Annotated in this window: 24 protein-coding genes; 13 read left to right on the top strand and 11 right to left on the bottom strand. The window is 68.6% G+C overall.

Going from position 1 to position 24,651, the window contains the following annotated elements:
* The first annotated feature begins 86 nt into the window (after nt 1–86).
* Complete coding sequence (locus ACFQGD_RS01545) at nt 87–269, top strand: DUF3073 domain-containing protein (RefSeq protein ID WP_345403664.1); 183 nt, start codon at nt 87–89, stop codon at nt 267–269.
* A gap of 79 nt (nt 270–348) precedes the next feature.
* Entirely contained in the window at nt 349–1,218 is an 870-nt protein-coding gene (locus ACFQGD_RS01550) for a 3-hydroxybutyryl-CoA dehydrogenase (RefSeq protein WP_345403667.1), read from the top strand.
* Nucleotides 1,219–1,299: 81 nt separating this feature from the next.
* Here the strand turns inward: ACFQGD_RS01550 and arfB are convergent, their stop codons facing one another.
* The 6 genes from arfB to ACFQGD_RS01580 all read right to left on the bottom strand — a co-directional run bounded on the left by arfB (nt 1,300) and on the right by ACFQGD_RS01580 (nt 6,376).
* Nucleotides 1,300–1,737 (bottom strand): alternative ribosome rescue aminoacyl-tRNA hydrolase ArfB, encoded by a 438-nt coding sequence (gene arfB / locus ACFQGD_RS01555; protein ID WP_345403780.1) that lies wholly within the window; start codon nt 1,735–1,737, stop codon nt 1,300–1,302.
* A gap of 14 nt (nt 1,738–1,751) precedes the next feature.
* Nucleotides 1,752–2,834: a phosphoribosylformylglycinamidine cyclo-ligase gene (purM, locus tag ACFQGD_RS01560; protein ID WP_345403670.1), complete on the bottom strand. Its 1,083-nt coding sequence runs from the start codon at nt 2,832–2,834 to the stop codon at nt 1,752–1,754.
* Between the two features lie 39 nt (nt 2,835–2,873).
* Entirely contained in the window at nt 2,874–4,463 is a 1,590-nt protein-coding gene (purF, locus tag ACFQGD_RS01565; protein ID WP_345403673.1) for an amidophosphoribosyltransferase, read from the bottom strand.
* A 123-nt stretch (nt 4,464–4,586) separates the two neighbouring features.
* Complete coding sequence (locus ACFQGD_RS01570; protein WP_345403676.1) at nt 4,587–4,949, bottom strand: hypothetical protein; 363 nt, start codon at nt 4,947–4,949, stop codon at nt 4,587–4,589.
* Between the two features lie 13 nt (nt 4,950–4,962).
* On the bottom strand, nt 4,963–5,202 hold the full coding sequence (locus ACFQGD_RS01575; protein WP_345403679.1) for a DUF397 domain-containing protein: 240 nt from the start codon (nt 5,200–5,202) through the stop codon (nt 4,963–4,965).
* Between the two features lie 289 nt (nt 5,203–5,491).
* On the bottom strand, nt 5,492–6,376 hold the full coding sequence (locus ACFQGD_RS01580; RefSeq protein WP_345403682.1) for a helix-turn-helix domain-containing protein: 885 nt from the start codon (nt 6,374–6,376) through the stop codon (nt 5,492–5,494).
* Nucleotides 6,377–6,538: 162 nt separating this feature from the next.
* On the opposite strand from ACFQGD_RS01580, the gene ACFQGD_RS01585 reads away from it, so the two are divergent.
* The gene (locus tag ACFQGD_RS01585) at nt 6,539–7,366 is read left to right on the top strand and encodes an SAM-dependent methyltransferase (RefSeq protein ID WP_345403685.1); all 828 of its coding nucleotides are present in this window, start codon (nt 6,539–6,541) and stop codon (nt 7,364–7,366) included.
* Between the two features lie 24 nt (nt 7,367–7,390).
* Here ACFQGD_RS01585 and ACFQGD_RS01590 read toward each other — a convergent pair whose 3' ends face one another.
* Nucleotides 7,391–7,777, bottom strand: coding sequence for a sterol carrier family protein (locus tag ACFQGD_RS01590; RefSeq protein WP_345403688.1), 387 nt, complete (start codon nt 7,775–7,777; stop codon nt 7,391–7,393).
* Nucleotides 7,778–7,830: 53 nt separating this feature from the next.
* Here ACFQGD_RS01590 and ACFQGD_RS01595 point away from each other — a divergent pair, with 53 nt between their 5' ends.
* The 4 genes from ACFQGD_RS01595 to ACFQGD_RS01610 all read left to right on the top strand — a co-directional run bounded on the left by ACFQGD_RS01595 (nt 7,831) and on the right by ACFQGD_RS01610 (nt 12,094).
* Complete coding sequence (locus ACFQGD_RS01595) at nt 7,831–8,439, top strand: type VII secretion system-associated protein (RefSeq protein WP_345403691.1); 609 nt, start codon at nt 7,831–7,833, stop codon at nt 8,437–8,439.
* 250 nt (nt 8,440–8,689) lie between these two features.
* Nucleotides 8,690–9,556, top strand: coding sequence for a lysozyme (locus ACFQGD_RS01600; protein WP_345403694.1), 867 nt, complete (start codon nt 8,690–8,692; stop codon nt 9,554–9,556).
* Between the two features lie 154 nt (nt 9,557–9,710).
* Nucleotides 9,711–11,042 (top strand): magnesium transporter, encoded by a 1,332-nt coding sequence (mgtE, locus tag ACFQGD_RS01605; RefSeq protein ID WP_345403697.1) that lies wholly within the window; start codon nt 9,711–9,713, stop codon nt 11,040–11,042.
* A 29-nt stretch (nt 11,043–11,071) separates the two neighbouring features.
* Nucleotides 11,072–12,094: a pentapeptide repeat-containing protein gene (locus tag ACFQGD_RS01610; protein WP_345403700.1), complete on the top strand. Its 1,023-nt coding sequence runs from the start codon at nt 11,072–11,074 to the stop codon at nt 12,092–12,094.
* A gap of 8 nt (nt 12,095–12,102) precedes the next feature.
* Here the strand turns inward: ACFQGD_RS01610 and purL are convergent, their stop codons facing one another.
* Genes purL through purS form a run of 3 tightly spaced genes read right to left on the bottom strand, consistent with a single transcriptional unit; the run spans nt 12,103 to nt 15,298 of the window.
* Complete coding sequence (purL, locus tag ACFQGD_RS01615; protein WP_345403704.1) at nt 12,103–14,382, bottom strand: phosphoribosylformylglycinamidine synthase subunit PurL; 2,280 nt, start codon at nt 14,380–14,382, stop codon at nt 12,103–12,105.
* Nucleotides 14,379–15,062, bottom strand: coding sequence for a phosphoribosylformylglycinamidine synthase subunit PurQ (gene purQ / locus ACFQGD_RS01620; protein ID WP_345403707.1), 684 nt, complete (start codon nt 15,060–15,062; stop codon nt 14,379–14,381). The genes purL and purQ overlap by 4 nt, the downstream gene beginning before the upstream one ends.
* Nucleotides 15,059–15,298: a phosphoribosylformylglycinamidine synthase subunit PurS gene (gene purS, locus ACFQGD_RS01625; RefSeq protein ID WP_034268014.1), complete on the bottom strand. Its 240-nt coding sequence runs from the start codon at nt 15,296–15,298 to the stop codon at nt 15,059–15,061. Before purS ends, purQ begins: the two co-directional genes overlap by 4 nt.
* Nucleotides 15,299–15,494: 196 nt before the next feature.
* Here purS and ACFQGD_RS01630 point away from each other — a divergent pair, with 196 nt between their 5' ends.
* The 4 genes from ACFQGD_RS01630 (at nt 15,495) to ACFQGD_RS01645 (ending at nt 21,438) form a co-directional block, all read left to right on the top strand.
* Nucleotides 15,495–16,493, top strand: coding sequence for an NAD-dependent epimerase/dehydratase family protein (locus ACFQGD_RS01630; RefSeq protein WP_345403714.1), 999 nt, complete (start codon nt 15,495–15,497; stop codon nt 16,491–16,493).
* Between the two features lie 88 nt (nt 16,494–16,581).
* The gene (locus ACFQGD_RS01635; RefSeq protein ID WP_345403717.1) at nt 16,582–18,162 is read left to right on the top strand and encodes an ABC transporter ATP-binding protein; all 1,581 of its coding nucleotides are present in this window, start codon (nt 16,582–16,584) and stop codon (nt 18,160–18,162) included.
* A complete protein-coding gene (locus tag ACFQGD_RS01640) occupies nt 18,159–19,886 on the top strand; it encodes an ABC transporter ATP-binding protein (RefSeq protein ID WP_345403720.1) in 1,728 nt (575 codons plus the stop codon). The genes ACFQGD_RS01635 and ACFQGD_RS01640 overlap by 4 nt, the downstream gene beginning before the upstream one ends.
* Before the next feature lie 97 nt (nt 19,887–19,983).
* Nucleotides 19,984–21,438, top strand: a complete 1,455-nt coding sequence (locus tag ACFQGD_RS01645; protein ID WP_345403723.1) for a S8 family peptidase — start codon at nt 19,984–19,986, stop codon at nt 21,436–21,438.
* On the opposite strand, the gene ACFQGD_RS01650 is transcribed toward ACFQGD_RS01645, so the two are convergent.
* On the bottom strand, nt 21,435–22,943 hold the full coding sequence (locus ACFQGD_RS01650) for an aldehyde dehydrogenase family protein (RefSeq protein WP_345403783.1): 1,509 nt from the start codon (nt 22,941–22,943) through the stop codon (nt 21,435–21,437). The two genes, ACFQGD_RS01645 and ACFQGD_RS01650, sit on opposite strands and share 4 nt — an antisense overlap.
* A gap of 214 nt (nt 22,944–23,157) precedes the next feature.
* Here ACFQGD_RS01650 and ACFQGD_RS01655 point away from each other — a divergent pair, with 214 nt between their 5' ends.
* A complete protein-coding gene (locus tag ACFQGD_RS01655; protein WP_345403726.1) occupies nt 23,158–23,793 on the top strand; it encodes an MBL fold metallo-hydrolase in 636 nt (211 codons plus the stop codon).
* A 30-nt stretch (nt 23,794–23,823) separates the two neighbouring features.
* Nucleotides 23,824–24,642, top strand: a complete 819-nt coding sequence (locus ACFQGD_RS01660) for an SAM hydrolase/SAM-dependent halogenase family protein (RefSeq protein ID WP_345403729.1) — start codon at nt 23,824–23,826, stop codon at nt 24,640–24,642.
* Nucleotides 24,643–24,651 lie beyond the last annotated feature (9 nt).

Below are 24,651 nucleotides of genomic sequence, written 5' to 3' on the forward strand. Positions count from 1 at the left end.
ACGGTAGAGGGCAGGAAATAGTTGTCGAGTCGATGCGGGGCTGCCGTTCCCCCGGCTGCCCCGCCCCTGTGTGAGGGGGTCGAGCCATGGGGCGCGGCCGAGCGAAGGCCAAGCAGGCGAAGGTGGCCCGGGAGCTCAAGTACAGCACTCCCCCCACAGACCTTGAAGCCTTGCAGCGCGAACTGGCAGGCAAATCGCCTGACAAAGGCCAAGACGAGGACTGGTACTCCGACCCGTACGAAGAGTACGACGACGAGTACCGCCGCTGAGTGCACCCGCAAGCGCGAGGGCTGGCCTGAGTGCAGGCCTCCCTCGCGTTTGCGTCGTGTCCGCTTGACGAAGTGAGAGATGACGGTGTCCGACCAGATCCATCGTGTCGGCGTTGTCGGGGCCGGGCTCATGGGTTCCGGCATCGCGGAGGTCAACGCGAAAGCTGGCCTCGACGTCACGGTCAGCGAGGTATCCCAGCCAGCGCTCGACGCCGGTAAGTCGCGCATCGAGAAGTCGCTGCACCGTGCGGTCCGTAGCGGCAAGCTGACCGAGGCGGATGCCGAGGTCGCGGTCGGCAAGCTCACCTTCACGACATCGCTGGATGACTTCGCTGACCGCGATATCGTCATCGAGGCCGTCGTCGAGGACGAGCAGACCAAGTTGGACGTCTTCCGCACTCTCGACAAGGTCGTTGACCGCGAGGACGCGATCCTCGCTTCCAATACGTCGTCCATCCCGATCATGAAGCTGGGCATGGCGACAGGACGACCAACGCAGGTCGTCGGGATCCACTTCTTCAACCCGGTGCCGGTGCTGCCGCTCGTCGAGCTGGTGCCCTCGCTGCTGACCGGTGAGGACACGGTCGAGCGGTCACGCGCTTTCGTGACCGATGTGCTGAGCAAGACCGTCATCCGCTCGCAGGACAGGGCGGGCTTCATCGTCAACGCCCTGCTCGTTCCGTACCTGCTGTCGGCGATCCGGATGTTCGAGTCCGGCTTCGCGTCGGCGGAGGACATCGACCGAGGCATGGAGCTCGGCACCGCGCATCCGATGGGGCCGCTGCGGCTGAGCGACCTGATCGGCCTCGACACCATTAAGTCGATCACCGAATCCATGTACGAGGAGTTCAAGGAGCCGCTGTACTCGGCCCCGCCGCTGCTGCTGCGGATGGTGGACGCGGGCCTGCTCGGCAAGAAGACCGGGCGCGGCTTCTACGACTACCGCTGACGCGGCGACGAGTACTTGATCTGAAGACGTTGTGGTCGTGATGACGACCGAAATGTCTTCAGATCAACTCGCTCCGGGTGCTTACTCCCCGTCGAAGTGGCCCTTGCGGTAGCGCTTGAGCTTGCCGCGCTGCTTCTTCGCCGTGATGCGTCGTTCCTTCGCGCCCTTGCTCGGCTTGGTGGGCTTGCGCGTGCGGGGCGGCGGGGCCGCGGCCTCCGCCAGCAGTGAGGCCAGCCGTTCCCGCGCCGCCTCGCGGTTCGCCAGCTGCGCCCTGTGCTCGCTCGCGGCCACCGTCAGCACGCCGTCGACAAGGCGGGGCCGCAACCGGTCAAGCATCCGTTGCCGCAATGACTCCGGGACGCTGTCCGAACGTGCGAGGTCGAACGACAGCTCCACCCGCGAGTCCGTCGTGTTCACGCCCTGCCCACCGGGTCCAGCGGAGCGCGAGAACCGCTCTCGCAGCTCACTTGCGGGAATAGTGATCCGCGCGTTCACGACGACGTCGCCGCGGGTGTCCATCACGACAACCGGCGTCAGAACCGCGGGTGGTCGCCGTGCAGCAGGGTGCGCGCGCCCTCCGGGTCGTCGGCGGGCCGGACATCGCCGAGCACCCAGGCGGGTACGTGGCGTGCGGTCAGCACGGCCAGCGCGCGGTCGACGTCCTCCGGCGCGACGACGGCCACCATTCCGACACCCATGTTGAACGTCTTCTCCATCTCGGCGCGGGTGACCTTGCCGCGCTGCGCGATCATCCGGAAGATCGGCTGCGGCGTCCAGCTCGACCGTTCCAGGTTCGCGATGAGCCCGCGCGGCATCACTCGTTCCAGGTTCGCGGCCAGCCCACCGCCGGTGATGTGCGCGAAGGTGCGCGCGTGGGTCTCCGCGGCCACGGCGAGGCAGTCGCGGGCGTAGATCCGCGTGGGTTCGAGCAGTTCCTCGCCGAGCGTGCGACCGAACTCCTCGACATGCCCGTCGAGCGGCATCCGGGCGTCGGACAGCAGTACCTTCCGCGCCAGCGAGTAGCCGTTGGAGTGCAGCCCGGTCGAGCCCATCGCGATCACGACGTCGCCCGGCCGCACCCGGTCCGGCCCGAGCACCTCGGACGCCTCGACCGCGCCTACGCCGGTCGCGGAGACGTCGTAGTCGTCGTCGGCCATCAGCCCGCGATGCTCCGCTGTCTCGCCACCGAGCAACGCGCAGCCAGCTTGCACGCAGCCTTCCGCGATCCCCGCGACGATGTCGGCGACGCGCTGGGGCTCGACCTTGCCGATGGCGATGTAGTCCTGCAGGAACAGTGGCTCCGCCCCGGTCACGACCAGGTCATCGACGACCATCGCCACCAGGTCGATGCCGATGGTGTCGTGGGTGTCCATCGCCTGCGCCACGGCCAGCTTGGTGCCGACGCCGTCGGTCGACGACGCGAGGACCGGCTCTTTCCAGCGGTCAAGCTTGAGCGAGAACAGCCCCGCGAAGCCGCCGACGCCGCCGAGCACTTCCGGCCTACTCGCCCGTTTGGCGTGCGGCTTGAGCAACTCGACCGCCGCGTCACCGGCCTCTATGTCGACACCGGCGTCGGCGTAGGTCGCTCCTGTCGGGCGCTCCGCAGGGGGCGGCACAGAGGGCACGGTGCACTCCATCCTGATGTTGTGAAAGTTCTACGGACGCTTGACAGCGTCCTCGGCACCATAGCCTGCTTGTGGTACCGAGAGTGAAGACGTCGCTGACGGCTCATCAGGTTGCCGCGCCGGCTGCAGACTTTCCAGCACGTGTTTGCCGATCAGTTCGTCGTCGGGCAACGGAATAGGGTACTTACCGTCGAAGCATGCCGCGCACAGCCGGGACGCGGGCTGCTCGGACGCCGCGATCAGCCCGTCGAGCGACACGTACCCGAGCGAGTCCGCGCCAATCGAGCGGCGGATGCCTTCCATGTCGAGGCCGTTGGCGATCAGCTCGGCGCGGGAGGCGAAGTCGATGCCGTAGAAGCATGGCCAGCGCACCGGCGGCGAGGCGATCCTGACGTGCACCTCAAGCGCACCGGCCTCGCGCAGCATCCGCACCAGCGCGCGCTGGGTGTTGCCGCGCACGATGGAGTCGTCCACGACGACGAGGCGCTTGCCGCGGATCACGTCGCGCAGCGGGTTGAGCTTGAGTCGGATGCCGAGCTGCCGGATTGTCTGCGACGGCTGGATGAACGTCCTGCCGACGTAGGCGTTCTTCACCAGCCCCGAGCCATAGGGGATGCCGGACGACTGCGCGTAGCCGATCGCCGCTGGCGTGCCAGATTCCGGCACCGGGATGACAAGGTCGCCGTCCGCTGGATGCTCCTGCGCCAGTTTGCGGCCGATCTCGACGCGGGTGGCATGCACGCTGCGACCAGCGATGGTGGTGTCCGGCCGCGCGAGGTAGACGTACTCGAACACGCAGCCCTTCGGCTCCGGCGCGGCGAAGCGGGACGACCGCAGGCCGTCGGCGTCGATGGCAAGCAGCTCGCCCGGTTCGACCTCGCGCACGAACGACGCGCCGACGATGTCCAGGCCAGCCGTCTCGCTCGCGACAACCCAGCCTCGCTCCAGCCTGCCGAGCACAAGCGGCCGTACGCCCTGGGGGTCACGGGCTGCGTAAAGGGTGTTCTCGTCGGCGAAGACCAGGCAGAACGCGCCTTTGAAAGTGGGCAACAGGTCCATCGCCGCCGCTTCGATGCCCTTGTCGGCGGCGGCAGCTGCCAGCAGCTCCGTCATGACGTCGGAGTCGGTGGTAGCGCGTTTCGCGGCACCGCGGCCGGGCGGTTCATCGCCGTTGCCCATCGCGCCGAGCTCAGCGGCCCGGTCTGCCAGTTCCGCCGTGTTGACCAGATTGCCGTTGTGGCCAAGCGCGATGCCGCTACCGGTCGCGGTGTTCCGGAACGTCGGCTGCGCGTTCTCCCAGGTGCCGCCCCCTGTGGTGGAGTAGCGGCAGTGGCCGACGGCGATGTGGCCCTCGAGCGCGGAGAGGATCTGCTCGTCGAATACCTGGCTGACCAGCCCGAGGTCCTTGAAAACGACGACCTGGGAGCCATCGGAGACGGAGATGCCCGCCGCCTCCTGGCCACGGTGTTGTAGCGCGTAGAGCCCGTAGTAAGCGAGCTTGGCGACTTCTTCCCCAGGTGCCCAAGCCCCGAAAACCCCGCACTCTTCGCGGGGCTCGGGGTCGGTGCTGTGATCGAAGGCTAGGTCGCCGCTGTTGTCGTTGGCGCCGTGCGATGCCACCAAAAGCTCCTGCGAGGACGGGGTACGGCCATTCCTAGTGTAGCCGCTTAACCCGTCCGTAACGGACGCCCTGGAGTGGCGCTGCCCACTGTGATCGGACGAGACCCTCGGTCAGCGGATCGGTCAGCCGACCGCGGTAAGCCATTTCGCCGCGCCGGGCCGTACCGGCACCCAGCAGCCGCTGCTCTCGGCCTCGCGAGACGGCACGGCATGGTCGTCCGGCAGCGCGAGCATCGCGCCAAGCACGGTGCTGACGTATCCGCTCGTCTGCCACAGCACTTTGCGCGGGGCGAGGACGTCGGTCTCGTTCCTGGGCATCCGCATCGCGTGAACATCGTTCTCGTCATGCAGCGTGACGACGTCGATGACGCCGTTGTGGACCCGAACACCGACGACGGCGGCGATCTCGCCGTCGTCGTCGGTGGGGTGCACGAACCGGAAGCCGCGTGTGACGAGTTGACGCAGCTGGTCCTCTGTGCTGATCACGGTGGCTCCCGTGTCAGCCCGCGATGTCATCGAATTCGCCGTCCTTGGCGCCCGCGACGAACGCCGCGATCTCCGCCTTGGTGTAGACCAGCGCCGGACCGTCGGGGAAGCGAGAGTTACGTACGGCGATCTCACCATTGTTCAGTCGTGCCACCTCGACGCAGTTGCCGACGGCACCACTACGGGAACTCTTACGCCACGTGACCTCGGTCAAGTCCGTCGCGGGCATACCGTTGGCGATTGGGTTCGCCATCTTTCCCTCACCTCCCGACTTAGTGGGATGCATCTGCACGTGCATCCGGTTGTGCGAGGGAATCTAGCACGTGTAACGGCAAACGCAAATGCATGTGCATGAAGTCCTTCACCAGGGGTGCATAACCTGCGCAAAACCGTGTCAAATGTTCACGTTTGGGTGACAAAGATCGCCACGCCACGGGAACCACGGGTGTACGGCGATCGGTGCGGAGCGCCGCTGACCTGCGTTGTCGCAGACGTTCTCATCCGAACGGGCGGTAAGTGGTGACGCCCTGGTGAACGGCGGCTTAAATCTCGTTGCGGCGCTTCTCGAGCAACGCGCGGGACTGCTCCGGTGTCTCGGCGTCAACCGCGAGCTGGTCGATGACCCGCGCGTACGGCTCAAGGTCGTCCTGCTTGTCGAGATATACGGCACCGGTGAGGTAGTCGACGTAGACGATGTCCGGCAACTCGGGCTCGGCGAAGCGCAGCACGCTGAATGCGCCTTCCGCGCCGTGGTTGCTCCGGCTGTACGGCAACACCTGGAGCGCGATGTGCGGCATCCTCGTCCACTCGATCAGCGCTTCGAGCTGCGCCTTGAACACGGCGTGCCCGCCGACGGGGCGATACAGCACGGCCTCGTCGATGAAGGCCCACATCCTGGGCGCGTCGGGACGCGAGAGGATCTTCTGTCTACGCATCCGCAGTGCGACACGGCGTTCGGTCGCGTCGGTGGCGAACTCTGGCCTGCCTTTCGTCGCGACGGCCCTCGCGTAGTCCTCCGTCTGCAACAGGCCGGGCACGAACTGCATCTCGAAGGTCTGGATACGCGAGGCCGACTCTTCGAGGCCCACGTAGTTGGTGAACCACGACGGGAGCAGGTCGTGGTAGCGGTACCACCAGCCGGGCTCGTTGGAGTCATGCACCATCCGCATGTACTCGGCGCGCTCCTGCTCGTCGGAGAGTCCGTAGAGCGTCAACAGGTCGGCGACGTCGCGATCCTTGAAGCCGACCCGGCCCAGTTCCATCCGGCTGATCTTGGACTCGGAGCCCCTGATGTGGAATCCGGCGTCGGCGCGGGAGATCCCCGCTTCCTCCCGCAACCGCCGCAGCTGTGCGCCGAGCACCATGCGGCGAGCGGTCGGCGTGCCACTGCTCTGGTCCGCGCCACCCCTACCGGACTGGACTGTCATGTCTGCCTCTCGCTCCTGGCATCTCAAGCCGTCCCCGACCGATCACTCAGCGTACAAGGTCGGTGTGCCGCGTCAAGCGCGACTCCCGCGTTTACGTGGTGATCGTCGGACCTCTAGGCTACGTGTGATCCGCGCTACTTGAATACGTCTACGAGGTTGTCGATGACACACGCCCCGGATTACCCGGTCCCCGCCGGAGTGGACCCGACACAGGTGAGTATCGCTCGGGTTTACGACGCTTTCCTTAACGGTAAGGACAATTTCGAGGTTGACCGCCAGGTGCTCAAGATGGTCCGGGGCAAGGTACCCGAAGCCCAGGACATGGCCACCGAGAACCGTACGTTCTTGATCAGGGCGGTGCGTTTCCTCGCCAGCCAGACCGGAATCAGCCAGTTCCTCGACTGCGGTTCCGGCTTGCCCACGTCGGAAAACGTGCATCAGGTAGCGCAGCGGATCAATCCGGAGGCACGTGTCGTCTACATTGACAACGATCCGGTCGTCCTGGCGCACGGTCGTGCGTTACTCGAGGAGAACGACAGGACGCACTTCGCTTCCGCGGACATCTTCAAGCCGAGGGAGATCCTCGAGAACGACGTCGTCCGCAAGCACATCAACCTCAACGAGCCGCTGATCTTCCTGCAGGTCGGCACGTTCCAGCTCTACGACGGCCCGCGCGACGAGCCCGCGAAGATCATGCAGGAGTACATCAAGGCGCTGCCGTCCGGTTCGTACGTGGCATTCAGCCACTTCTTCGATCCGGAGAACGAGCACACCGAGACCGCGCGCAAGATGGAGGAGCAGTTCCTCGCCAGCCCGATGGGGCGGGGCACGTTCCGCACGCGGGCCGAGTGCGAGGAGTTCCTCGAGGGGCTTGAGCTGATCGAGCCCGGCCTCGTCCTGTGCGCGGACTGGTGGCCGGACGGGCCTCGGTTGAAGCCGCTCAACTCGGTGCAGCACTGCTTCATCTGCGCCGTCGGCAGAAAGCCCTAGCTAGTAAGCGCCGGGTGACGGCGCTTACCGAAGACGCAGTTGAGGCAGTAGGTGTGAGAGGTCGGATCGCGTGCCGGACGCCGAGACGCTGCCGTCGGTGACCGCTGTGTGCCAGTCGGTCAGTCCGGCGGCGAGCCGTAGCCAGGTCTTTGGATCGGTTTCGACCACATTGGACGGAGTGCCTCTGCTGTGCCTCGGCCCACCGACGCACTGGACGGCGGCGAACGGCGGCACCCTGACCTCGACGCTGTTGCCCGGTGCGTCCGTGGCGAGGGTGTGCAGACTCAGCCGGACCGCGGCGGCGAGTTCTCGTCGCTCCGGCTTGTCGCCCTCGCCGGACAACCAGTCCGACATCGACTCGACGACGCGCCGTAGCTCGGCGGGGTTCGGTGCGCGCCGGGAACCAGACATGGGAAATAGGATGAGCGACGCGCGAAACACGCCAGCGGTTGGGGGCGGTCACGATGGCATCTGACGACACCGGCAAGGTCACGCCTGGGAAGCCTCGGCGCCAGCCCCCGATCACCGACTCGATGCGCGCCCGTGCGCAGCGCAACCCGAACTCCTGGCTGTACGTCATCGACGAGGCCTTCGACCCGTCCGGCTCGGTGCCGGACTGGGCGGTCGTCGGGGCGTATCCGGTCAACGCGAACGGCGAGATCGTGGCCGACTTCCATCCGAACGAGGACTACCGGCCGTCGCCGAAGGCGCTTGGTTTCCCCGAACCGGACGGCGAGCTGGAGGAGCTGCTGCAACTGGTGCGGACGGGACACCGACCGGTCTCCGACCTGCCACCGGTGGTGCTGCGCTCGACGTTGCACGTCTACGCCGTCTCGCCAGAGCAGGACAACCTCACTGGCTTTTACGACAAGCGGGGCCGGATCGTGGTGCCCGCCTACACCCGGCGAACCATGATCCCACCGGAGTGGCCCAGTTCCCGCACACTCACCGGGCGGGAGATCCTGCCGCAGCTCGCGGGTCACCCGCTGGCGATCAACCCGGAGGGCCTGGTCACCGCGGTGGTGCCGGTGGAGCACCTTGAGGCCGCGTCGCGGCGTCGCTGGCGCGGGTGACACGCAGCCTGCCTGGCACGGCGTGGCGTGCCTCAACCGCCTGATCTGGCGAGAACCGACCGTCCCGATGCGAGTGGGGGTGAAAAGCCAGTCGCGCTCGGCGGTCACGACGGGATCCGGTTGCTGCGGTTGCGTCCACGATCGGGCGACAGGTCACGCGAGAAGGTGACAGCGAACAAGTTCTCCGTTCACAATAGACGGTCGGATGGCCGTGGGGGTGCCGTTCGACCGTTCGTTGGAGGATGATCGCATGACGGCCACGCGAGGGCGGCCGGGGCGCCGGGTGATGCTCGGGGCGCTCGCGGTTGTCGGCGCGGTCGTCGCCTCGTTGCTCTCGACGCCGAGCGTGAGCGCGGAGCCGCTGAGCGCTGTCGACGTCTACGTACACCGGTTCAGCCACCCGATGGGCTCGCAGATCGCCGCGCATGAGCGGGGTGGGCCGCGGCAGGAGAGCCCTGGCGACTCGGAGACCTCGGATGGCTCTGGCGCCGAGTCCGATGGGATCGAGGGCATCGACGTGAGCGGTTGGCAGCGCGAGGTCGATTGGCAGTACTGGTGGGACAAGGGCAAGCGGTTCGCGTACGTGAAGGCCACCGAGGGCACCGGTTACCGTAATCCGTACTTCACGCAGCAGTACGTTGGCTCCTACGACGTCGGCATGATTCGAGGCGCGTACCACTTCGCGCTGCCGGACCGGTCCTCCGGCGCGGCGCAAGCGAGGTACTTCGCCGAGCGTGGCGGCGCGTGGTCGGCGGACGGTCAGACACTGCCCGGCGCACTCGATCTTGAATACAACCCGTACGGCGAGACGTGCTACGGCAAGAGCAAGCGGGCCATGCGGGCGTGGATTACCGACTTCCACGACACCTACCGCGAACACACCGGTCGCGCGCCGGTCATCTACACGTCCGCGAACTGGTGGAACCAGTGCGTTGGCGACGGTCACGGGTTCGAGGAAACCGTGCCGCTCTGGGTGGCGCGCTACGCCGACAAGGTTGGTGACCTGCCCGCGGGCTGGGATTTCCACACGTTCTGGCAGTATTCGAACGATCCGATCGACCAGAACACCTTCAACGGCACAAGGAAGCAGCTCGAAGCCGTCGCGTTGGGAGAGTGACTCCCGCGGGTCCCACACCGGGCCCTGCCTCGCGTGCCCGGTCGAGGCACCACCGTGCGACTGGCGTGTGACCCCGTAGAGTTTGGTGGGGAGATCTGCTAGCGCGCCGCGAAACCGCCGACTCCGTCACCCGAGCTTGGACACCGGAGGAGCGATGGGTCTCGACTCACTGGAAGACCTGGTCGACGCCAACGACGTCTCCGGCATGAAGCAGTGGCTCGACGAGAACCCGCCGCACGTCATCGCCGACGAGCTCGGCAGGAGCGAGACGATCACGTCGGTGCTGTTGTTCCGCCTGCTTGACAAGGACCACGCGCTCGCCGTCTTCGAGGAACTGGACCCAGTCGACCAGCAGAAGATTCTGTCGGGACTCCGCGACAAGGCGTTTCACGAGCTGGTCGAGGCGATGGATCCGGACGATCGCGCGCGGCTGCTCGGTGAGGCGCCAGCCAAGTTCACCCAGCGCGTCCTCGCGGGGTTGTCGCACGAGCAGCGGTCGATGACCGCCCGGTTGCTCGGCTACGAGGAAGGCGCCGTCGGCCGGATCATGAGCCCCGCCGTGCTGGTGCTGCGCGGCGGGCTGACCGCGAAGCAGGCGCTCAACGTCGTACGTGAACGCGGCGAGAACGCGGAGACCGTCTACACGCTGCCTGTCGTCGATGACAGTCGTCGGTTCCAGGGCGTCGTCACGCTGCGGGAGTTGGTGCTCGGTGGGCCGGACACACTCGTCGCGGACCTCGCCGACACGGAGGTGCCGACCGTGCGCGGATCAGAGGACGCCGAGACCGCGGCGAGGCTGATGCAGGAGACCAACCTGCTTGCGCTGATCGTCGTAGACAGCGAGGACAGGGTGATCGGCCTGCTCACCATCGACGACGCCTTCGAGGTGATCGAGGCGGCCGACACCGAGGACGTCGCGCGGCAGTCGGCCGCGACACCGTGGACCGGGCACTACATGGCGGTCAGTGTGGTGCAGCTCGCGCGCTCGCGGGTGTTGTGGCTGTTGCTCCTGATCGTGGCCGCGACGCTGACCGTTGGGGTGCTGGAAGCGTTTGAAGGCACGTTGGCGCAGGTCGTCCAACTCGCCGCGTTCATCCCACTGCTGGTCGGTACCGGCGGCAACAGCGGCGCGCAGGCGGCGACGGCCGCGGTGCGCGCGCTCGCGGTTGGCGAGCTGCGTACCAGCGACGTCTTGCGTGTGGCGTTCCGCGAATCACGGGTCGGGCTGCTGGTAGGGCTCACGCTCGCGGTCGTCGCGTTCGTGTTCGGCCTGCTGATCGCGGGCAGCGGTATCGCTGTCGCGGTATCGCTGTCGCTTGTGGTGATCTGCGTGTGGGCCGCGATGATCGGCGGCACCATGCCGCTGCTTGCCAAGCGCGTCGGCATCGACCCCGCCGTGGTGTCAGCGCCACTGGTCACGACGCTGGTCGACGCGACGGGCCTGATCATCTACTTCCTGATCGCCAAGGCCGTGCTGGGGATCTGACTGCCGCCTGGCGGCTACAGTGGACGGTCGTGGGTGTCCCCTTCCTCATCGCCGGAGCGGTCGCGCTGCTCGCGGGGGTGACCGCGTTCGTCGTGTGGCAGCTGCGCGGCGGTGGTGACGCGCGGCGACAGAGCCTGCCGCTGGCGGGAACGATGCTGATGGCTGCCGGTGCGCTCGCTCTCGTCACCGGATGGTTGCTCGCTGAGCCAGGCACCGCGCGCGCCGAAGCGCTCAAGTCCGGTGGGCTCGCCGCTGGTTCGGTCGTCGCGCTGTACGCGTTGTGGCTCAACGACCGTCGTAGGCGAGTCGATGAGGATCGGCATGCCTTGGAGAGCGACCGGGCGGAACACGACAGGGAGAAGGCCGCTGACGAGCGCTTCGCGCGGGCGATCGAGCTGCTCGGCAGTTCCGCCGACCAGGTTCGTGTTGGTGCGGTGGCCGCGCTGCTCGCGGTTGCCCGTGACCGGCCGAAGTACTACGTGCAGCCGGTCATCGACGTGCTCTGTGCGTATCTGCGTCGTCCTTTCGACCATTCGCGTTACCAGCTTCAGCAACGGGAGTGGTCTCGGCAGGAGGCAGAGGAAGCCGAGCGCGAGCTCCAAGTTCGGTTGTCCGCACAACGAGCCATCGGGGACCTGCTACCCGCGGCCTCGGACGCCGACGCCACACGTTACGACCTCGACCTGACCGGCGCTGTCCTCGAGTACTTCCGTCTCATCGATCGCGCCGTTGGCACGATCACGTTGCGGTATGCCCGCCTGTACAGCAGCAACGACTTCAGCGGGACGGTGTTCCTCGGCGACGCGTGGTTCACCGACGCGCACTCGCTGGAAGGCAGGTTGCCTGCTCAGCTCTTGTTCAAGAACGTCGAGTTCCGTCGCAAGGCATGGTTCAGCGGGTTCACCGCGGCAGGGCGTGTGCTGTTCACCGGTGCGCGATTCGTGGGCGACGCCAAGTTCAGCGACGCCAGCTTCGGCAGGGTCGACTTCAGCGGGTGTCATCGCGACGGCGCCGTGATCGACCCGCCGCGGGCGCTCGACGAGCGGGGGTGACCAGCCGCTCAGTCGAACAGCGCGGGCAGCGTGCCTTCCCACGCGGTGCGCAGTTCCTCCAACGGCAGCGTCGCGACGTCCTGGATCTCGAGGGCGTCCGACTCGGGGACGACGACGCCGGTCTTGCGCCACGGCAAGCCCCGCGCGCCGCACAGCTCCGTGAACCGCAGTTCCTCGCTACGCGGCACCGCGACCAGCACCCTGCCCGCCGATTCCGAGAAGAGCTGTACGAACGGGTCCATGTCCGGGTCGAGCACCAGCCGCGCGCCGGTCTGGCCGATCAGTGCCATCTCCACGATGGTCTGGGCGAGGCCGCCCTCGGAGAGGTCGTGCGCGGCGGAGATCATGCCGTCGCGCGACCCGGCGACCAGGATGTCGGCCAGCAGCTTCTCGCGGGCGAGGTCAACCTGCGGCGGGGTGCCGCCGAGGTGGCCGTGCACCACGTGCGCCCACTCCGAACCGCCGAACTCGTCGCGCGTCTCGCCGAGCAGGAGCAGCGACTCGCCGGCCTCGTTGCCGATACCGGTCGGGATGCGCCTGCGGACATCGTCGATCACGCCGAGCACGCCGACGACCGGGGTCGGCAAAATCGCGGTGTCACCGGTTTGGTTGTAAAAACTGACGTTTCCGCCGGTCACCGGGATGCCCAGCTCGCGGCAGCCCTCGGCCAGGCCCTTCACGGCCTGCTCGAACTGCCACATCACGCCGGGGTCCTCCGGCGAGCCGAAGTTGAGGCAGTTGGTCACCGCGAGCGGCGTCGCCCCGCCGGTAGCGACGTTGCGGTACGCCTCGGCCAGCGCGAGCTGCGTGCCGGTGTACGGGTCGAGCTTGACGAACCGGCCGTTGCAGTCGGTCGCGGCCGCGACGCCGCGCCCGGTCTCCTCGTCGATGCGAATCATGCCGGAGTCGCACGGCTGCGAGAGCACCGTGCCGCCCCGCACGTACCGGTCGTACTGCTGCGTGACCCACTCCCGCGAGGCCAGGTTCGGTGAGGCGATCATCGTCAGGATCGTCTCGCGCAGCTCGTCCGGCGTGCTCGGGCGTGGCAGCAGGTCCGGTGTCGCGGACTGGAGGACATCTTGCTCCGTGGGCCGCGCGAATGGCCGGTGGTACTCCGGGCCCTCGTGCGCCACAGTGCGAGGCGGAACGTCGACCACGGTTTCGCCGTGCCAGGTGATCACCAGGTTGTCGCCGTCGGTGACCTCGCCGATCTCGGTGGCGATGACGTCCCACTTGCGGCAGACCCGCAGGAACGCCTCGACGTCCTCCGGCTTGACCACGGCGCACATGCGTTCCTGCGACTCGCTGGACAGGATCTCCGCCGGGGTCATGCCCTCGGCGCGCAGCGGCACCTGGTCCAGCTCGACGCGCATGCCACCGTCGCCCGCGGAGGCCAGCTCGCTTGTCGCGCAGGAGAGCCCGGCGCCGCCGAGGTCCTGAATGCCGACGACGATGCCCTCACGGAACAGCTCAAGGGAGCACTCGATCAGCACCTTCTCGGTGAACGGGTCGCCGACCTGGACGCTCGGCAGCTTCTTGCGCCCGGTGCCCGACTCGTCGCCGGAGAACGTCTCCGAAGCGAGCACCGAGACGCCGCCGATGCCGTCGAGGCCGGTGCGCGCGCCGAACAGCATGACCTTGTTGCCGACGCCAGTCGCGTGCGCCAGGTGCAGGTCCTCGCTGCGCATCGCGCCGATGCACATGGCGTTGACCAGCGGGTTGCCCTGGTAGGTGTCGTCGAAGACGACCTCGCCGCCGATGTTCGGCAGGCCGAGACAGTTGCCGTAGCCGCCGATGCCCGCGACGACACCGGGCAGCACACGCTTGGTGTCCGGGTGGTCGGCCGCGCCGAACCGCAGCGGATCGAGCACCGCGAGCGGGCGTGCCCCCATCGCGATGATGTCGCGGACGATGCCGCCGACACCGGTCGCCGCGCCCTGGTACGGCTCCACATAGGACGGGTGGTTGTGCGACTCCACCTTGAAGGTGACCGCCCAGCCGTCCCCGATGTCGACGACACCCGCGTTCTCACCGATGCCCGCCAGCATCTTGGCGCGCATCTCCTCGGTGGTGTTTTCTTTCCAGTAGTGCCAGTGCACCTTGGACGACTTGTAGGAGCAGTGCTCGCTCCACATCACCGAGTACATCGCCAGCTCGGCGTCCGTCGGCCTGCGGCCGAGGATCTCGCGGATGCGGGCGTACTCGTCGTCCTTGAGGCCCAGCTCGGCCCACGGCTGCTCAAGGTCAGGGGTGGACTCGGCGTGCTTGACGGTGTCGAGAGTGGTCACGCAGGGGCTCCTTGGAGCGCGTCGAGTGCGGACAGGAACATGCCGAGGCCGTCGTCACTCGGGCCGGTCAGCGCGTCGATGGCGTGCTCGGGGTGCGGCATCAGGCCGACGATCCGGCCGGTCGGGTCGGTGATGCCCGCGATGTCGCGGCGGGAGCCGTTGGGGTTCGAGCCGACGTACCGGAACACCACGCGGTCGTCGCCCTCCAGCGCATCCAGTGTCGGCTCGTCGGCCATGTAGGCGCCCTCACCGTTCTTGACTGGGATCAGGATCTCAGCGCTCGGTTCGTATCGGGTGGTCCACGCCGTCGACGTGTTCTCCACCCGCAGCCACTGGTCGCGGCAGACGAAGTGCAGCTTGTGGTTGCGCACCAGCGCGCCCGGCAGCAGGCCCGCTTCGCACAGGATCTGAAAGCCGTTGCAGATGCCCAGCACCGGCATGCCGTTGCGCGCGGCGTCGATCACGGAGCCCATGACCGGTGCGAACCGCGCGATCGCCCCCGCGCGCAGGTAGTCGCCGTACGAGAAGCCGCCCGGCACAACCACGGCGTCGACGCCCTTGAGGTCGGCGTCGCCATGCCAGAGGGATACCGCCTCGATGTCCGCGTACGTCACCGCGCGCGCGGCATCGACGTCGTCCAGCGTGCCGGGGAAGGTGATGACGCCGACCTTCGCCGTCATTCCGACACCCGCCGGACGACGAAGTCCTCGATCACCGGGTTGGACAGGAAGCCTTCTGCGATCTTGGCGAGCGTGGCGTCGTCGACCGAGTCGTCGACCTCCAGCTCGAAGTGTTTGCCCTGACGGACGTCGGCCACGCCGTCGAATCCGAGGCGGGGCAGCGCGCGGGCGACCGCCTGTCCCTGCGGGTCGAGGATCTCGGGCTTCGGCATGACGTCGACGACGACTTTGGCCACGTGACAGCTCCGGGTTTCGGTGGGTCCTATGGACGACGTCAGCCTACCTGGCCTGCGGATTCGCGCTGGCGGTGAGGTTTGCCGCACGCGACGCAGGTCACGTGCGCTAGCAGGCGGTGGCTGCTCGTGAGCGGTGGGTTTCGCTGCTGGAGAAACCCGTGGCGGCGCGCACCCGTGATGGGCAGGCTTGAGCGGCATGCGGATGCTGGTGTTCGGCGGGACGATCTTCGTCAGCAAGGCGGTGGCGGCCGAGGCGGTGCGCCGGGGGCACGACGTCGTGTGCGCGGCGCGCGGGACGTCCGGCGCGGTGCCGGACGGGGCGACGTTGCTGCGGATCGACCGGGACGCGCCGGACGCTCTCGCGGACCTCGTGGGCGAGCGGTTCGAGGCGGTGGTCGACACGTCGATCATGTCCTACACCTGGGTGACCGATGCGCTGGCCGCGCTTCGCGCCACAGCGGAGCACTGGACGTTCGTGTCGTCCATCAGCGTCTACGCCGACGAGATAACACCAGGTCAACGGCCTGGCGCGCCGGTCGTCGAGCCCCGCGCGGCGCACGGGACGCTGACGGATCGGGACGCCGACCCTGGCCTGTACGGCGCGGTCAAGGTCGCGAGCGAGAACGCCGTTCGTGACGCACTCGACGACCTGGCGCTCATCGTGCGGCCCGGACTCATCACGGGACCGGGCGATGGGTCCGACCGGTTCGGGTACTGGCCCGCGCGGTTCGCGCGCGGCGGTCGGGCCGTGGTGCCGGACGTTGAGCAGGAGATCCAGTACATCGACGTCCGCGACCTAGCCTCGTGGATTGTGACTGGGGCGGAGCAGCGGGTCACCGGGACGTTCGATGCGGTGGGGCCGCGCTGGCAGTTACGGGACCTGCTAGCGGCGATCGCGTCGGGTTTTGATGCTGAGCTGGCGCCGGTACCTCCGGACCAGCTGGTGGGCGCCGGCGTCGGGCCGTGGGTGGGGCCGCGCACGTTGCCGCTGTGGCTGCCGCCGGAGGCAGCGGGGATCGCGGCGCACGACCCGGAGCCCGCGCGGCAGGCGGGCCTGCGCACCCGCCCGCTGGACGACGCGGTCGCCGGGGCGTTGGCGCACGAGCGCGCCCTTGGCCTCGACCGTCCTCGCAGGGCGGGGCTGACGCCAGCGGAGGAGGCGGAGATCCTGGCGGCGGTGGCCGAAAATCCGTAGCACCGTGTCGGTGGGCGTCGGTATCGTCCGGCGCATGGGAGGCACTGAGTTCACTTGACCCACTGACAGACCCAGCTTCCGGCTGCGGATGGTGCTCACCGCGCGGCCGGGACTGACGCTGACCGCCGCCATAGCGGGTGCGGGGGCGATGCTGCCGACGGCGGTGATGCCGCTGGTGGTTGGCGCGGCGATCGACACCAGCATCGCTGCGGGCGAACCGGCGGACCTCGCGGGCTGGATCGGGCTCGTGCTGGGGCTCGCCATCGTGCAGGCAGTGGCCAGCGGCGTCCTGAATTGGGCGTCGCACACGATGTGGATCCACGGCGCGGTCAGTGCGGAGCGCGCGGTCGTCGGGCACGCCGCACACCTTGGCGCGACCCTGCCGAAGCGAATGGCGACCGGCGAGGTCGTCGCCATGGGGTCAGAGGACGTCTACGACATCGGCAACGCCGTCGAGACGTTCGGCAGGACCATCGGCGCACTGACGTCGTTCGCCGTCGTCGCCGTCGTGCTCGTGACGATCACCCCGGTCCTCGGCACGGTCGCGCTGGTCGGGGTGCCGCTCGCCGTGCTGGGTATCGGGCCGCTGCTGCGACCGCTCCATCGGCGCAAAGAAGCCCAGCGGGAACGGTTCTCGGAGGTCACGGCGATGGGCGCGGACATCGTCGCCGGGCTGCGCATCCTGCGCGGTGTCGGCGGCGAGCGGCAGCACCTCCGCCGGTTCACCGTCGTCAACGACCGAGTGCGCGACGCTGGTGTGGCCGTTGGTCGCACCGAGTCGTGGCTCGCGGCGGCGGAGATCGCGCTGCCCGGCCTGATCACCGTCATCGTCACCTGGCTCGGCGCGCGGCTGGCGCTGGACGGTGCGATCTCGCCGGGTGACCTGATCGCGTTCTACGGCGCGTCGGCGTTCCTGGTCGTGCCGGTCCGCACCGCGACCGAGGCGGCGGACGCGGCCAGCGCGGCGCGCGTCGCGGCGGGCCGCGTCGACCGGCTGCTCCGGCTCGCCCCGGAGTTCGACCAGCCCGCACAACCGATGCCACTACCGGAGGGCCCGTTGTCGCTGGCCGAGGGTGACGTCGTCGCGCCCGCCGGGCGGCTCACCGTGCTGCCGCCGGACCGCGCGCTGGCCCAGCGCCTCACCGGTTACGCCGACAGCGACGCCCTGATCGGCGGCGTGCCCATCCGCGACGTCGACCGCGCGGAACTGCGCCGCCGCGTGATGCTTGTCCTCGGCGACGATCACCTCTTCGCCGGACGGGTCGGTGAGGAACTGGCGGCGGGCGACGCGGTGTCGGTCGCGGACGCCATCGCGGCGGCCGACGCCTCTGACGTCATCGACGCCCTGCCCGAGGGGTACGACGCCGTGCTGAGCGAGCGTGGCAGATCAGTGTCCGGTGGCCAGCGGCAACGGCTGCTGCTGGCGCGGGCGCTCACACTCGACCCGGACGTCCTCGTACTGGAAGAACCGACGTCCGCCGTGGACGCGCACACCGAGGCGCGCATCGTCGAGCGGATCGCCGCGCTCCGACAGGGCCAAACGACGGTGGTACTCACGTCGAGCCCGCTCTGGCGCGTCGCCGCCGACGCGCATGGTGTCGCTCCACATGGCCCCGCGGCGAGCTCGCGGGACGCACCGGCAACCGCACAGGAAGGAGCCGCACGATGATGCTTCCGCTTGCCGACGCGCGGATGGTGCGGCGATGGCTGCGCGACGTCGCCAGCAGGAAGCGCGGCGACTTCGCGGTGATGCTCACGTTGTTCGTGCTCGCTTCGCTGCTCGGGTTGGTCGGGCCGCGCCTGCTCGGCGTTCTGGTGGACGCCGTCGCGGCGGGCAGGCGTCCACCCGTCGATGTCTTGGCCGCGGTCTTCCTCGCTGTATTGCTCGCACAAGCGGCATTACGTCGATGGGCGCACGTCCGCGCCACCCGGTTCGGTGAACACCTACTCGCCACCGCGCGTGCGGACTTCACCGAGCACGTGCTGCGACTGCCGATCGGCACCGTGGAGGAGGCGGGCACTGGCGACCTGCTCAGCAGGGCGACGTCGGACGTCGACCGCATCGAGTACGCCGCCCGCTACGCCGCACCGGAGATCCTGACGTCGTCGATCGCGGTCGTCCTGACCGTTGCCGCGATGCTGGTGACGTCGCCGCTGCTCACGCTCGGGATGCTGGTGTCGGTGCCGCTGCTGATGCTCACCACGCGGTGGTACTGGCGGCGCGCGAACCCGGTGCTCGAGCGGATGCTCGCCGCGTGGGGCGACGTCCAGGCGTCCGCGACGGAGACCGTGACCGGCGCGCGAACGGTGGAAGCGCTCGGCCTCGCGGATCGGCGAGTGGCGCACAACGACCGCGCGCTGCGCGCCGCTGTCGCGACCGAGCACGCCCACCGGTCGTTGCTCGCGCGGTGGTTACCGACACTCGACCTCGCCTACCTGCTCCCGGTCGCCGCGGTGCTGGCCATCGGCGGTCTCGCCTACCGCTCAGGCCTCGCCGGACTGGGCGACATCACCGCGGTCACGCTGTACCTGCTCGCGATGTCCGCTCCGCTGGTCGAACTGCTGGCGTGGGTGGAGGAACTACAGGTCGGCTCCGTTGGCCTGCGGCGCATCCTCGGCGTCCGGCGGGTGCGACCCGCCCGCGATGGCGCGAGGGTCACGCCCAGTGGCAGGGACGTCCAGCTCCGCGACGTCCGGTTCGCCTACCGCGACGGTCACGATGTCCTCCACGGCATCGACCTGGACATTGGGGCTGGCGAACGGCTGATGGTCATCGGGCCGTCCGGGTCGGGCAAGTCGACGTTGGCGCGGCTGCTCGCGGGCCTCGCCGAGCCGCGTAGCGGCACGATCTCGCTCGGCGGTGTCGACCTGCGGTGCTGGCCGCACGACCAACTGCGCGGCGAGGTGCTGCTGCTCACCCAGGAGCATCACGTATTCGCGGCGACCGTGCGGGAGAACCTGATGGCGAATGGCGACGACTTCCGTCTCCACGACGTCCTCGCGGTCGTCGGGGCGGACGACTGGGTGCGGTCGCTGCCGGAAGGGCTGGACACCCGGCTCGGGCCTGGCGCGGTGTCGGTGTCGCCCGCCGTGGCGCAGCAGCTCGCGCTGGCCCGAGTGCTGCTGGCGGACCCGCCGGTCGTCGTGCTGGACGAGGCGACCGCGGCGATGGACAACGGCGCGGCGAGGCAGGCCGAACGCTCGGTGGCCGCGGCCCTGGCTGGTCGCACGGTCATCTCGATCGCGCACCGGCTTGACGCCGCCCGCGACGCCGACCGAATCCTCGTGCTTGACGACGGCCGCATCGCCGCGCTCGGCACCTACGACGAACTGGTGGCCGAGGGCGGGTCGTACGCGCGGGTGCTGGCCTCCCACGACTCCCCGGTCAGGTGATCTCCGCGTCCGAACCGGCGAAGTCCGCTGCCGTTGGCGATCACGGCGCTTAAGGTCCGGCTGGCAGGGGTGTGACCGACCGGGCTTGGAGGACGCCGTGATCGCATGGCACGCCGCGCATCGACGTCTCGCCGCCGGGTTCCTCGCGGTGGCGTTGGTGTCGTTACTGTCTGGCGTGGTCGCCAGCCCGAGCGCCGCCGCCGTGCCGGGGACTGTCGCCGTGCCGGGGGCCGTCGCCGTGCCCGTGCCGCAGTGGGAACCGGGTCTGCGGGCGTACTTCGTCCTCACCGAACCGGGTGATGTCAGCCCTGCCATCGGCGCGGTGCGCGCGAACGGCGGATCGGTGTTCGCGGCGTACCCGGCGATCGGCGTCGTCGTCGCGCATGCGACCGGAGCGGACTTCGCCGGCATCGTACGGAAGGCACCAGGTGTCGAGCAGGCCGGTGCGACACGCACGTCGGACATCCCCAAGCAGGCGTACCAACCGGTCGTCCCGCCGAGGCCGCCGCAACACACGCCGATGGGACCGGAACGTCCGCGCTGGAACCTCACCCAGATCGGCGCGGACAAGTCGTTGCCGGTAGCCAGCGGCTCGCGGGACGTCGTCGTCGGTGTGCTCGACACCGGCATCGACGGCGAGCACGCCGAACTCGACGACGCTTTCGACGAGAGCAAGTCCGCGTCCTGCGCCTACGGCTCGCTCGACCGGCGCGACGGCGTGTGGCGCGACACGAACTCGCACGGTACGCACGTAGCGGGCACGATCGCGGCCGCGAAGGACGGCGTTGGCGTGCTTGGCGTCGCACCCGGCGTCACCGTCGCGTCGGTGCGCGTCGCCGAGGAGCCTAGCGGGCTGTTCTTCCCGGAGAACGCCGTGTGTGCGTTCATGTTCGCCGCGCAGCAGGGCTTCGATGTCACCAACAACAGCTACTACATCGACCCGTGGCAATACCTGTGCCCGGACGATCCCGACCAGGCCGCGATCCTCGAAGGCGTGCGCCGCGCCGTGCGTCACGCCGAGCGGAAGGGCATGCTGCATGTCGCGGCGGCGGGCAACTCGGACTACGACCTCGCCAACAAGACCACCGACAGCTCAAGCCCGAACGACTCGAAGCCCATCGCCAACCGTCCGCTGTCCGCCGACTGCATCGACCTGCCGACCGAACTGCCCGGTGTCGTCACGGTGTCCGCGACGGGCATGGAGACACGCAAGGCGTCCTACTCGAACTACGGCACCGACAAGATCGACATCACCGCGCCAGGTGGCGACCCGGGAAAGCAGGACGAGGGCGTGCTGTCGACGGTGCCCGGCGGTCGGTACGGCTTCAAGGCAGGGACGTCGATGGCAGCGCCGCACGTCTCCGGCGTCGCCGCGCTGCTGGTGAGTGCGCATCCGGAGTGGACGCCCACGGACCTGCGGCGACGGCTGCTCGGCCAGGCGCGCGACATCGACTGTCCTGACGACGACCGCTGCGCAGGCGACGCCGCCCGCAACTCGTTCTACGGCGAGGGCGTCGTCAACGCGGCCGCGGCGGCGGGAGTCGGCCGCTAGCGCGAGCGTCCGTGCAACACCCGCATCATCCGCGCGACCAGCTTCTCCGTTGCCTTCGTCCGCGAGAACGACGTCAGGGACAGCGGCGGCGAGAACCGCTGCCGCGCGATCGCCTTCGGCCGCGCGAACTCCCGCAGCCCCTCTGGCCCGTGGATGCGCCCGAAGCCGGAGTCGCCGTGCCCGCCGAACGGCAGCGACGCGATCCCGGCGAACGACAGTGGCGCGTTGATCGACGTCGCTCCGGTGCGCAGCCGCCGCGCGATGTCGACACCCTTGCCGCGTGTGAACACTGCCGATCCGAGCCCGTACGTCGAGGCGTTCGCCCGCGCCACGGCCTCGTCCATGTCGCGAACCTTCGCGATGGTCACCGTCGGCCCGAACGTCTCCTCGCGCACCGCCGCCGCGTCCTCCGGGACGTCGACGAGCACGATCGGCTGAACGGTCCGTTCCCCGATGGAGTCAAGCCCGCCGTAGACCGCCTTGCCGCCGCGCTCCAGCGCGTCCTCGACGTGCCGCCGGATGACGTCGATCTGCGAGCGCATCGTCATCGGCCCGTACTGCGCGTCCATATCGGACCCGCCGCGCACCGTGCCCACCTTCTCGACGACCTTGGCCACGAAGTCGTCGTACACCTTCTCGTGCACGTAGGCGCGTTCGACACCGGCGCACGTCTGGCCCGCGTTCGCGCACGCGCCCCACACGGTCGCGTCGGCCGCCGCGTCCAGGTCGGCGTCGGCGTCCACGAGCACCGCGTCCTTGCCGCCGCCCTCGATCACGACCGGTGTCAGTCGCTGCGCCGCGGTCGCCATCACCTTCTTGCCGGTGGCAGCCGATCCGGTGAATGCGATCTTGTCGACGTCGCTGGCGGCGAGGGCCGCGCCGGTCTCACCGAATCCAGTGATGAGCTGCAACACCGGCTGCTCCGGCACCGCCTCCGCGAACGTGTCGACCAGCCACTTCCCAACACCCGGCGTGTGCTCGCTCGGCTTGAACACCACCGCGTTGCCCGCCGCGAGCGCGTACGTGATCGAGCCGAGTGGCGTGTAGACCGGGTAGTTCCACGGACCAATGGCGCCAACGACACCCAGCGGGTGGTACTCCACGCTCGCCGCGTTGTTCGCCAACAGCAGTCCGGGTGAACGTCGCTGTGGCCCGAGGATCTTCTTCGCGTGCTTCGCCGCCCACTCGATGTGCTCAATGGCGAGCACAATCTCCAGCTGCGCGTCGCCTTCCGGCTTGCCGGTCTCGGCGCGCACCAGCGCGCACAGCTCGGGCAGTCGCCGGGTGATGATGCTCTTCCACTTCCGCAGCCGCTGTGCGCGTCCGGCGAAGCCGAGCTCGTCCCAGAATCTCGCGGCGTCGTGAGCCCGCGCGACGGCGGCGTCCACCTCGGCGGGTGTCGTGATCGGGTAGGTGCCGACCACCTCGTCGGTCGCCGGGTTGAGCGAGTCGAACGTCCGCTCAGCGGTGTTATTCGCGGTGCCTTCTGGCAGCACGGTCGCCATCGGTGCCTCCTGCGCGAGTGCGTCGAACGGGTCGAGCATGCCCTATTGTTGACGAATTGCCAACAGCGGAGCAGCAAGACGCGCTGAGTTCAGCATGCCACCCGACGCGGTGGCGCACAGGGGTGTAGGTAGTCCCCGTTCGGACCTTGGCGACGCAGGTGGCTGCTCGTAGGCTTGGCGGTCTGGCGGCGCCAAGCGAGGAGGACGTCGGGAGATGCGCATCTCTCATTTCGGACACGCCTGCGTGCTGGTGGAGACCGGGTCGGCCCGGATGTTGATCGATCCCGGCGCGTTCTCGTCCGGGTTCGAGTCCGAACGCGGCCTGGACGCGGTGTTGATCACACACCAGCACTACGACCACATCGACGCGGAAAAACTGCCCGCTTTGCTCGCCGCGAACCCCGGCGCGCGGCTGATCACGGACCCTGGTACGCACGAAACCGTCGCCAAACTCGATCTCGACTCCCACACCACCTATCCCGGCGAGTCGCTGCGGATTGGCGACACCACGATCCGGGCCGTCGGTGGCGAGCACGCCGTTATCCACAAGGACATCCCGTGTGTGGCGAACGTCGGCTACCTGGTCGATGACGGCGCGTTCTACCACCCCGGCGACTCGTTCCACGTTCCTGAGCAGCGCGTCGACATCTTGGGGCTGCCGACAGCGGCGCCGTGGCTCAAGGCATCCGAGGCGGTAGACTTCCTGCGCGCGGTGGCTCCGAGGATCGCGGTGCCGATCCACGAGGCCGTGCTGGCGTTCCCGCAGATGCACTACGGTCTGTTCACCAACCTCGCCCCGGACGGCACTGAGGTGCGGGTGCTGGAATCCGGCGAGACGCTGACGACGTGACGACCGTGGCAAACTTGTCGGGGAGGACGCATGCGGTACGAGTGGATCTCGTTCACGACCGATTACGGGCTCGATGACCCGTTTGTCGGTATCTGCCACGGCGTCATCGCGCGGATAGCGCCGAACACCCGGGTCATCGATCTGATGCACACCGTGCCCGCGGGTGAGATACGGCACGGTGCGTTCACACTCTCGCAGGCGGTGGGCTACCTGCCGCCCGCGGTGCACCTCGCCGTCGTCGATCCCGGTGTCGGCACCACGCGCAGAGCGGTGGTCGTCGTCGCGCGTGACGGGCTACTCGTGGGTCCTGACAACGGCTTGTTGTTGCCCGCGGCGGACGAACTGGGTGGCGCTCGGGCCGCTTTCGAGCTGACCGAGCCGGATTACCGACTGCCCGAGGTGTCCGCCACCTTCCACGGCAGAGACATCTTCGCTCCCGCCGCCGCGCACCTGGCCGTCGGTGTCCCGCCGGAACGGTTCGGAGCGCCGATCGACGTCCGTGACCTCGAACGGGTCAGCTCCCCCGCACCATCGGTGCGACCAGGCGCGATCACCACCGAGGTACTGATGACCGACCACTTCGGCAACATCCAGCTGGCCGCGCGCGCCGACACGCTCGCCGATGCGGGTTTCGTCGAGGGCCAGCAGGTCACGGTGCACATGGGCGAGGCAAGGCACATCGCGGTGATCGGCCGTACCTTCGAGGATGTGGAGAACGGCGAGCTGATCCTGTTGGTCGACTCAGCGGGAATGCTGGCGTTGGCGATCAACAGAGCTTCGGCGGCGACCAAGCTCGGCTTGGTGCGTGGGCACTTCCCGGAGTGCGTGCTCTCAGGGCCGACCGGCTAGCCCTGTAGT

The organism is Haloechinothrix salitolerans, from assembly GCF_042662605.1.
Classification (GTDB): Bacteria; Actinomycetota; Actinomycetes; order Mycobacteriales; family Pseudonocardiaceae; genus Haloechinothrix_A; species Haloechinothrix_A salitolerans.

Bases quoted from the DNA above. Each gene is read 5' to 3' on its own strand.
- ACFQGD_RS01580 (WP_345403682.1), bottom strand. From the start codon at position 6,376: ATGACAGTCCAGTCCGGTAGGGGTGGCGCGGACCAGAGCAGTGGCACG.
- ACFQGD_RS01595 (WP_345403691.1), top strand. From the start codon at position 7,831: ATGGCATCTGACGACACCGGCAAGGTCACGCCTGGGAAGCCTCGGCGC.
- ACFQGD_RS01655 (WP_345403726.1), top strand. From the start codon at position 23,158: ATGCGCATCTCTCATTTCGGACACGCCTGCGTGCTGGTGGAGACCGGG.
- ACFQGD_RS01575 (WP_345403679.1), bottom strand. From the start codon at position 5,202: ATGGCGAACCCAATCGCCAACGGTATGCCCGCGACGGACTTGACCGAG.
- mgtE (WP_345403697.1), top strand. From the start codon at position 9,711: ATGGGTCTCGACTCACTGGAAGACCTGGTCGACGCCAACGACGTCTCC.
- ACFQGD_RS01640 (WP_345403720.1), top strand. From the start codon at position 18,159: ATGATGCTTCCGCTTGCCGACGCGCGGATGGTGCGGCGATGGCTGCGC.
- ACFQGD_RS01630 (WP_345403714.1), top strand. From the start codon at position 15,495: ATGCGGATGCTGGTGTTCGGCGGGACGATCTTCGTCAGCAAGGCGGTG.
- ACFQGD_RS01550 (WP_345403667.1), top strand. From the start codon at position 349: ATGACGGTGTCCGACCAGATCCATCGTGTCGGCGTTGTCGGGGCCGGG.
- ACFQGD_RS01660 (WP_345403729.1), top strand. From the start codon at position 23,824: ATGCGGTACGAGTGGATCTCGTTCACGACCGATTACGGGCTCGATGAC.
- ACFQGD_RS01635 (WP_345403717.1), top strand. From the start codon at position 16,582: ATGGTGCTCACCGCGCGGCCGGGACTGACGCTGACCGCCGCCATAGCG.
- arfB (WP_345403780.1), bottom strand. From the start codon at position 1,737: ATGGACACCCGCGGCGACGTCGTCGTGAACGCGCGGATCACTATTCCC.
- ACFQGD_RS01545 (WP_345403664.1), top strand. From the start codon at position 87: ATGGGGCGCGGCCGAGCGAAGGCCAAGCAGGCGAAGGTGGCCCGGGAG.
- ACFQGD_RS01585 (WP_345403685.1), top strand. From the start codon at position 6,539: ATGACACACGCCCCGGATTACCCGGTCCCCGCCGGAGTGGACCCGACA.
- purQ (WP_345403707.1), bottom strand. From the start codon at position 15,062: ATGACGGCGAAGGTCGGCGTCATCACCTTCCCCGGCACGCTGGACGAC.
- ACFQGD_RS01650 (WP_345403783.1), bottom strand. From the start codon at position 22,943: ATGGCGACCGTGCTGCCAGAAGGCACCGCGAATAACACCGCTGAGCGG.
- ACFQGD_RS01600 (WP_345403694.1), top strand. From the start codon at position 8,690: ATGACGGCCACGCGAGGGCGGCCGGGGCGCCGGGTGATGCTCGGGGCG.
- ACFQGD_RS01590 (WP_345403688.1), bottom strand. From the start codon at position 7,777: ATGTCTGGTTCCCGGCGCGCACCGAACCCCGCCGAGCTACGGCGCGTC.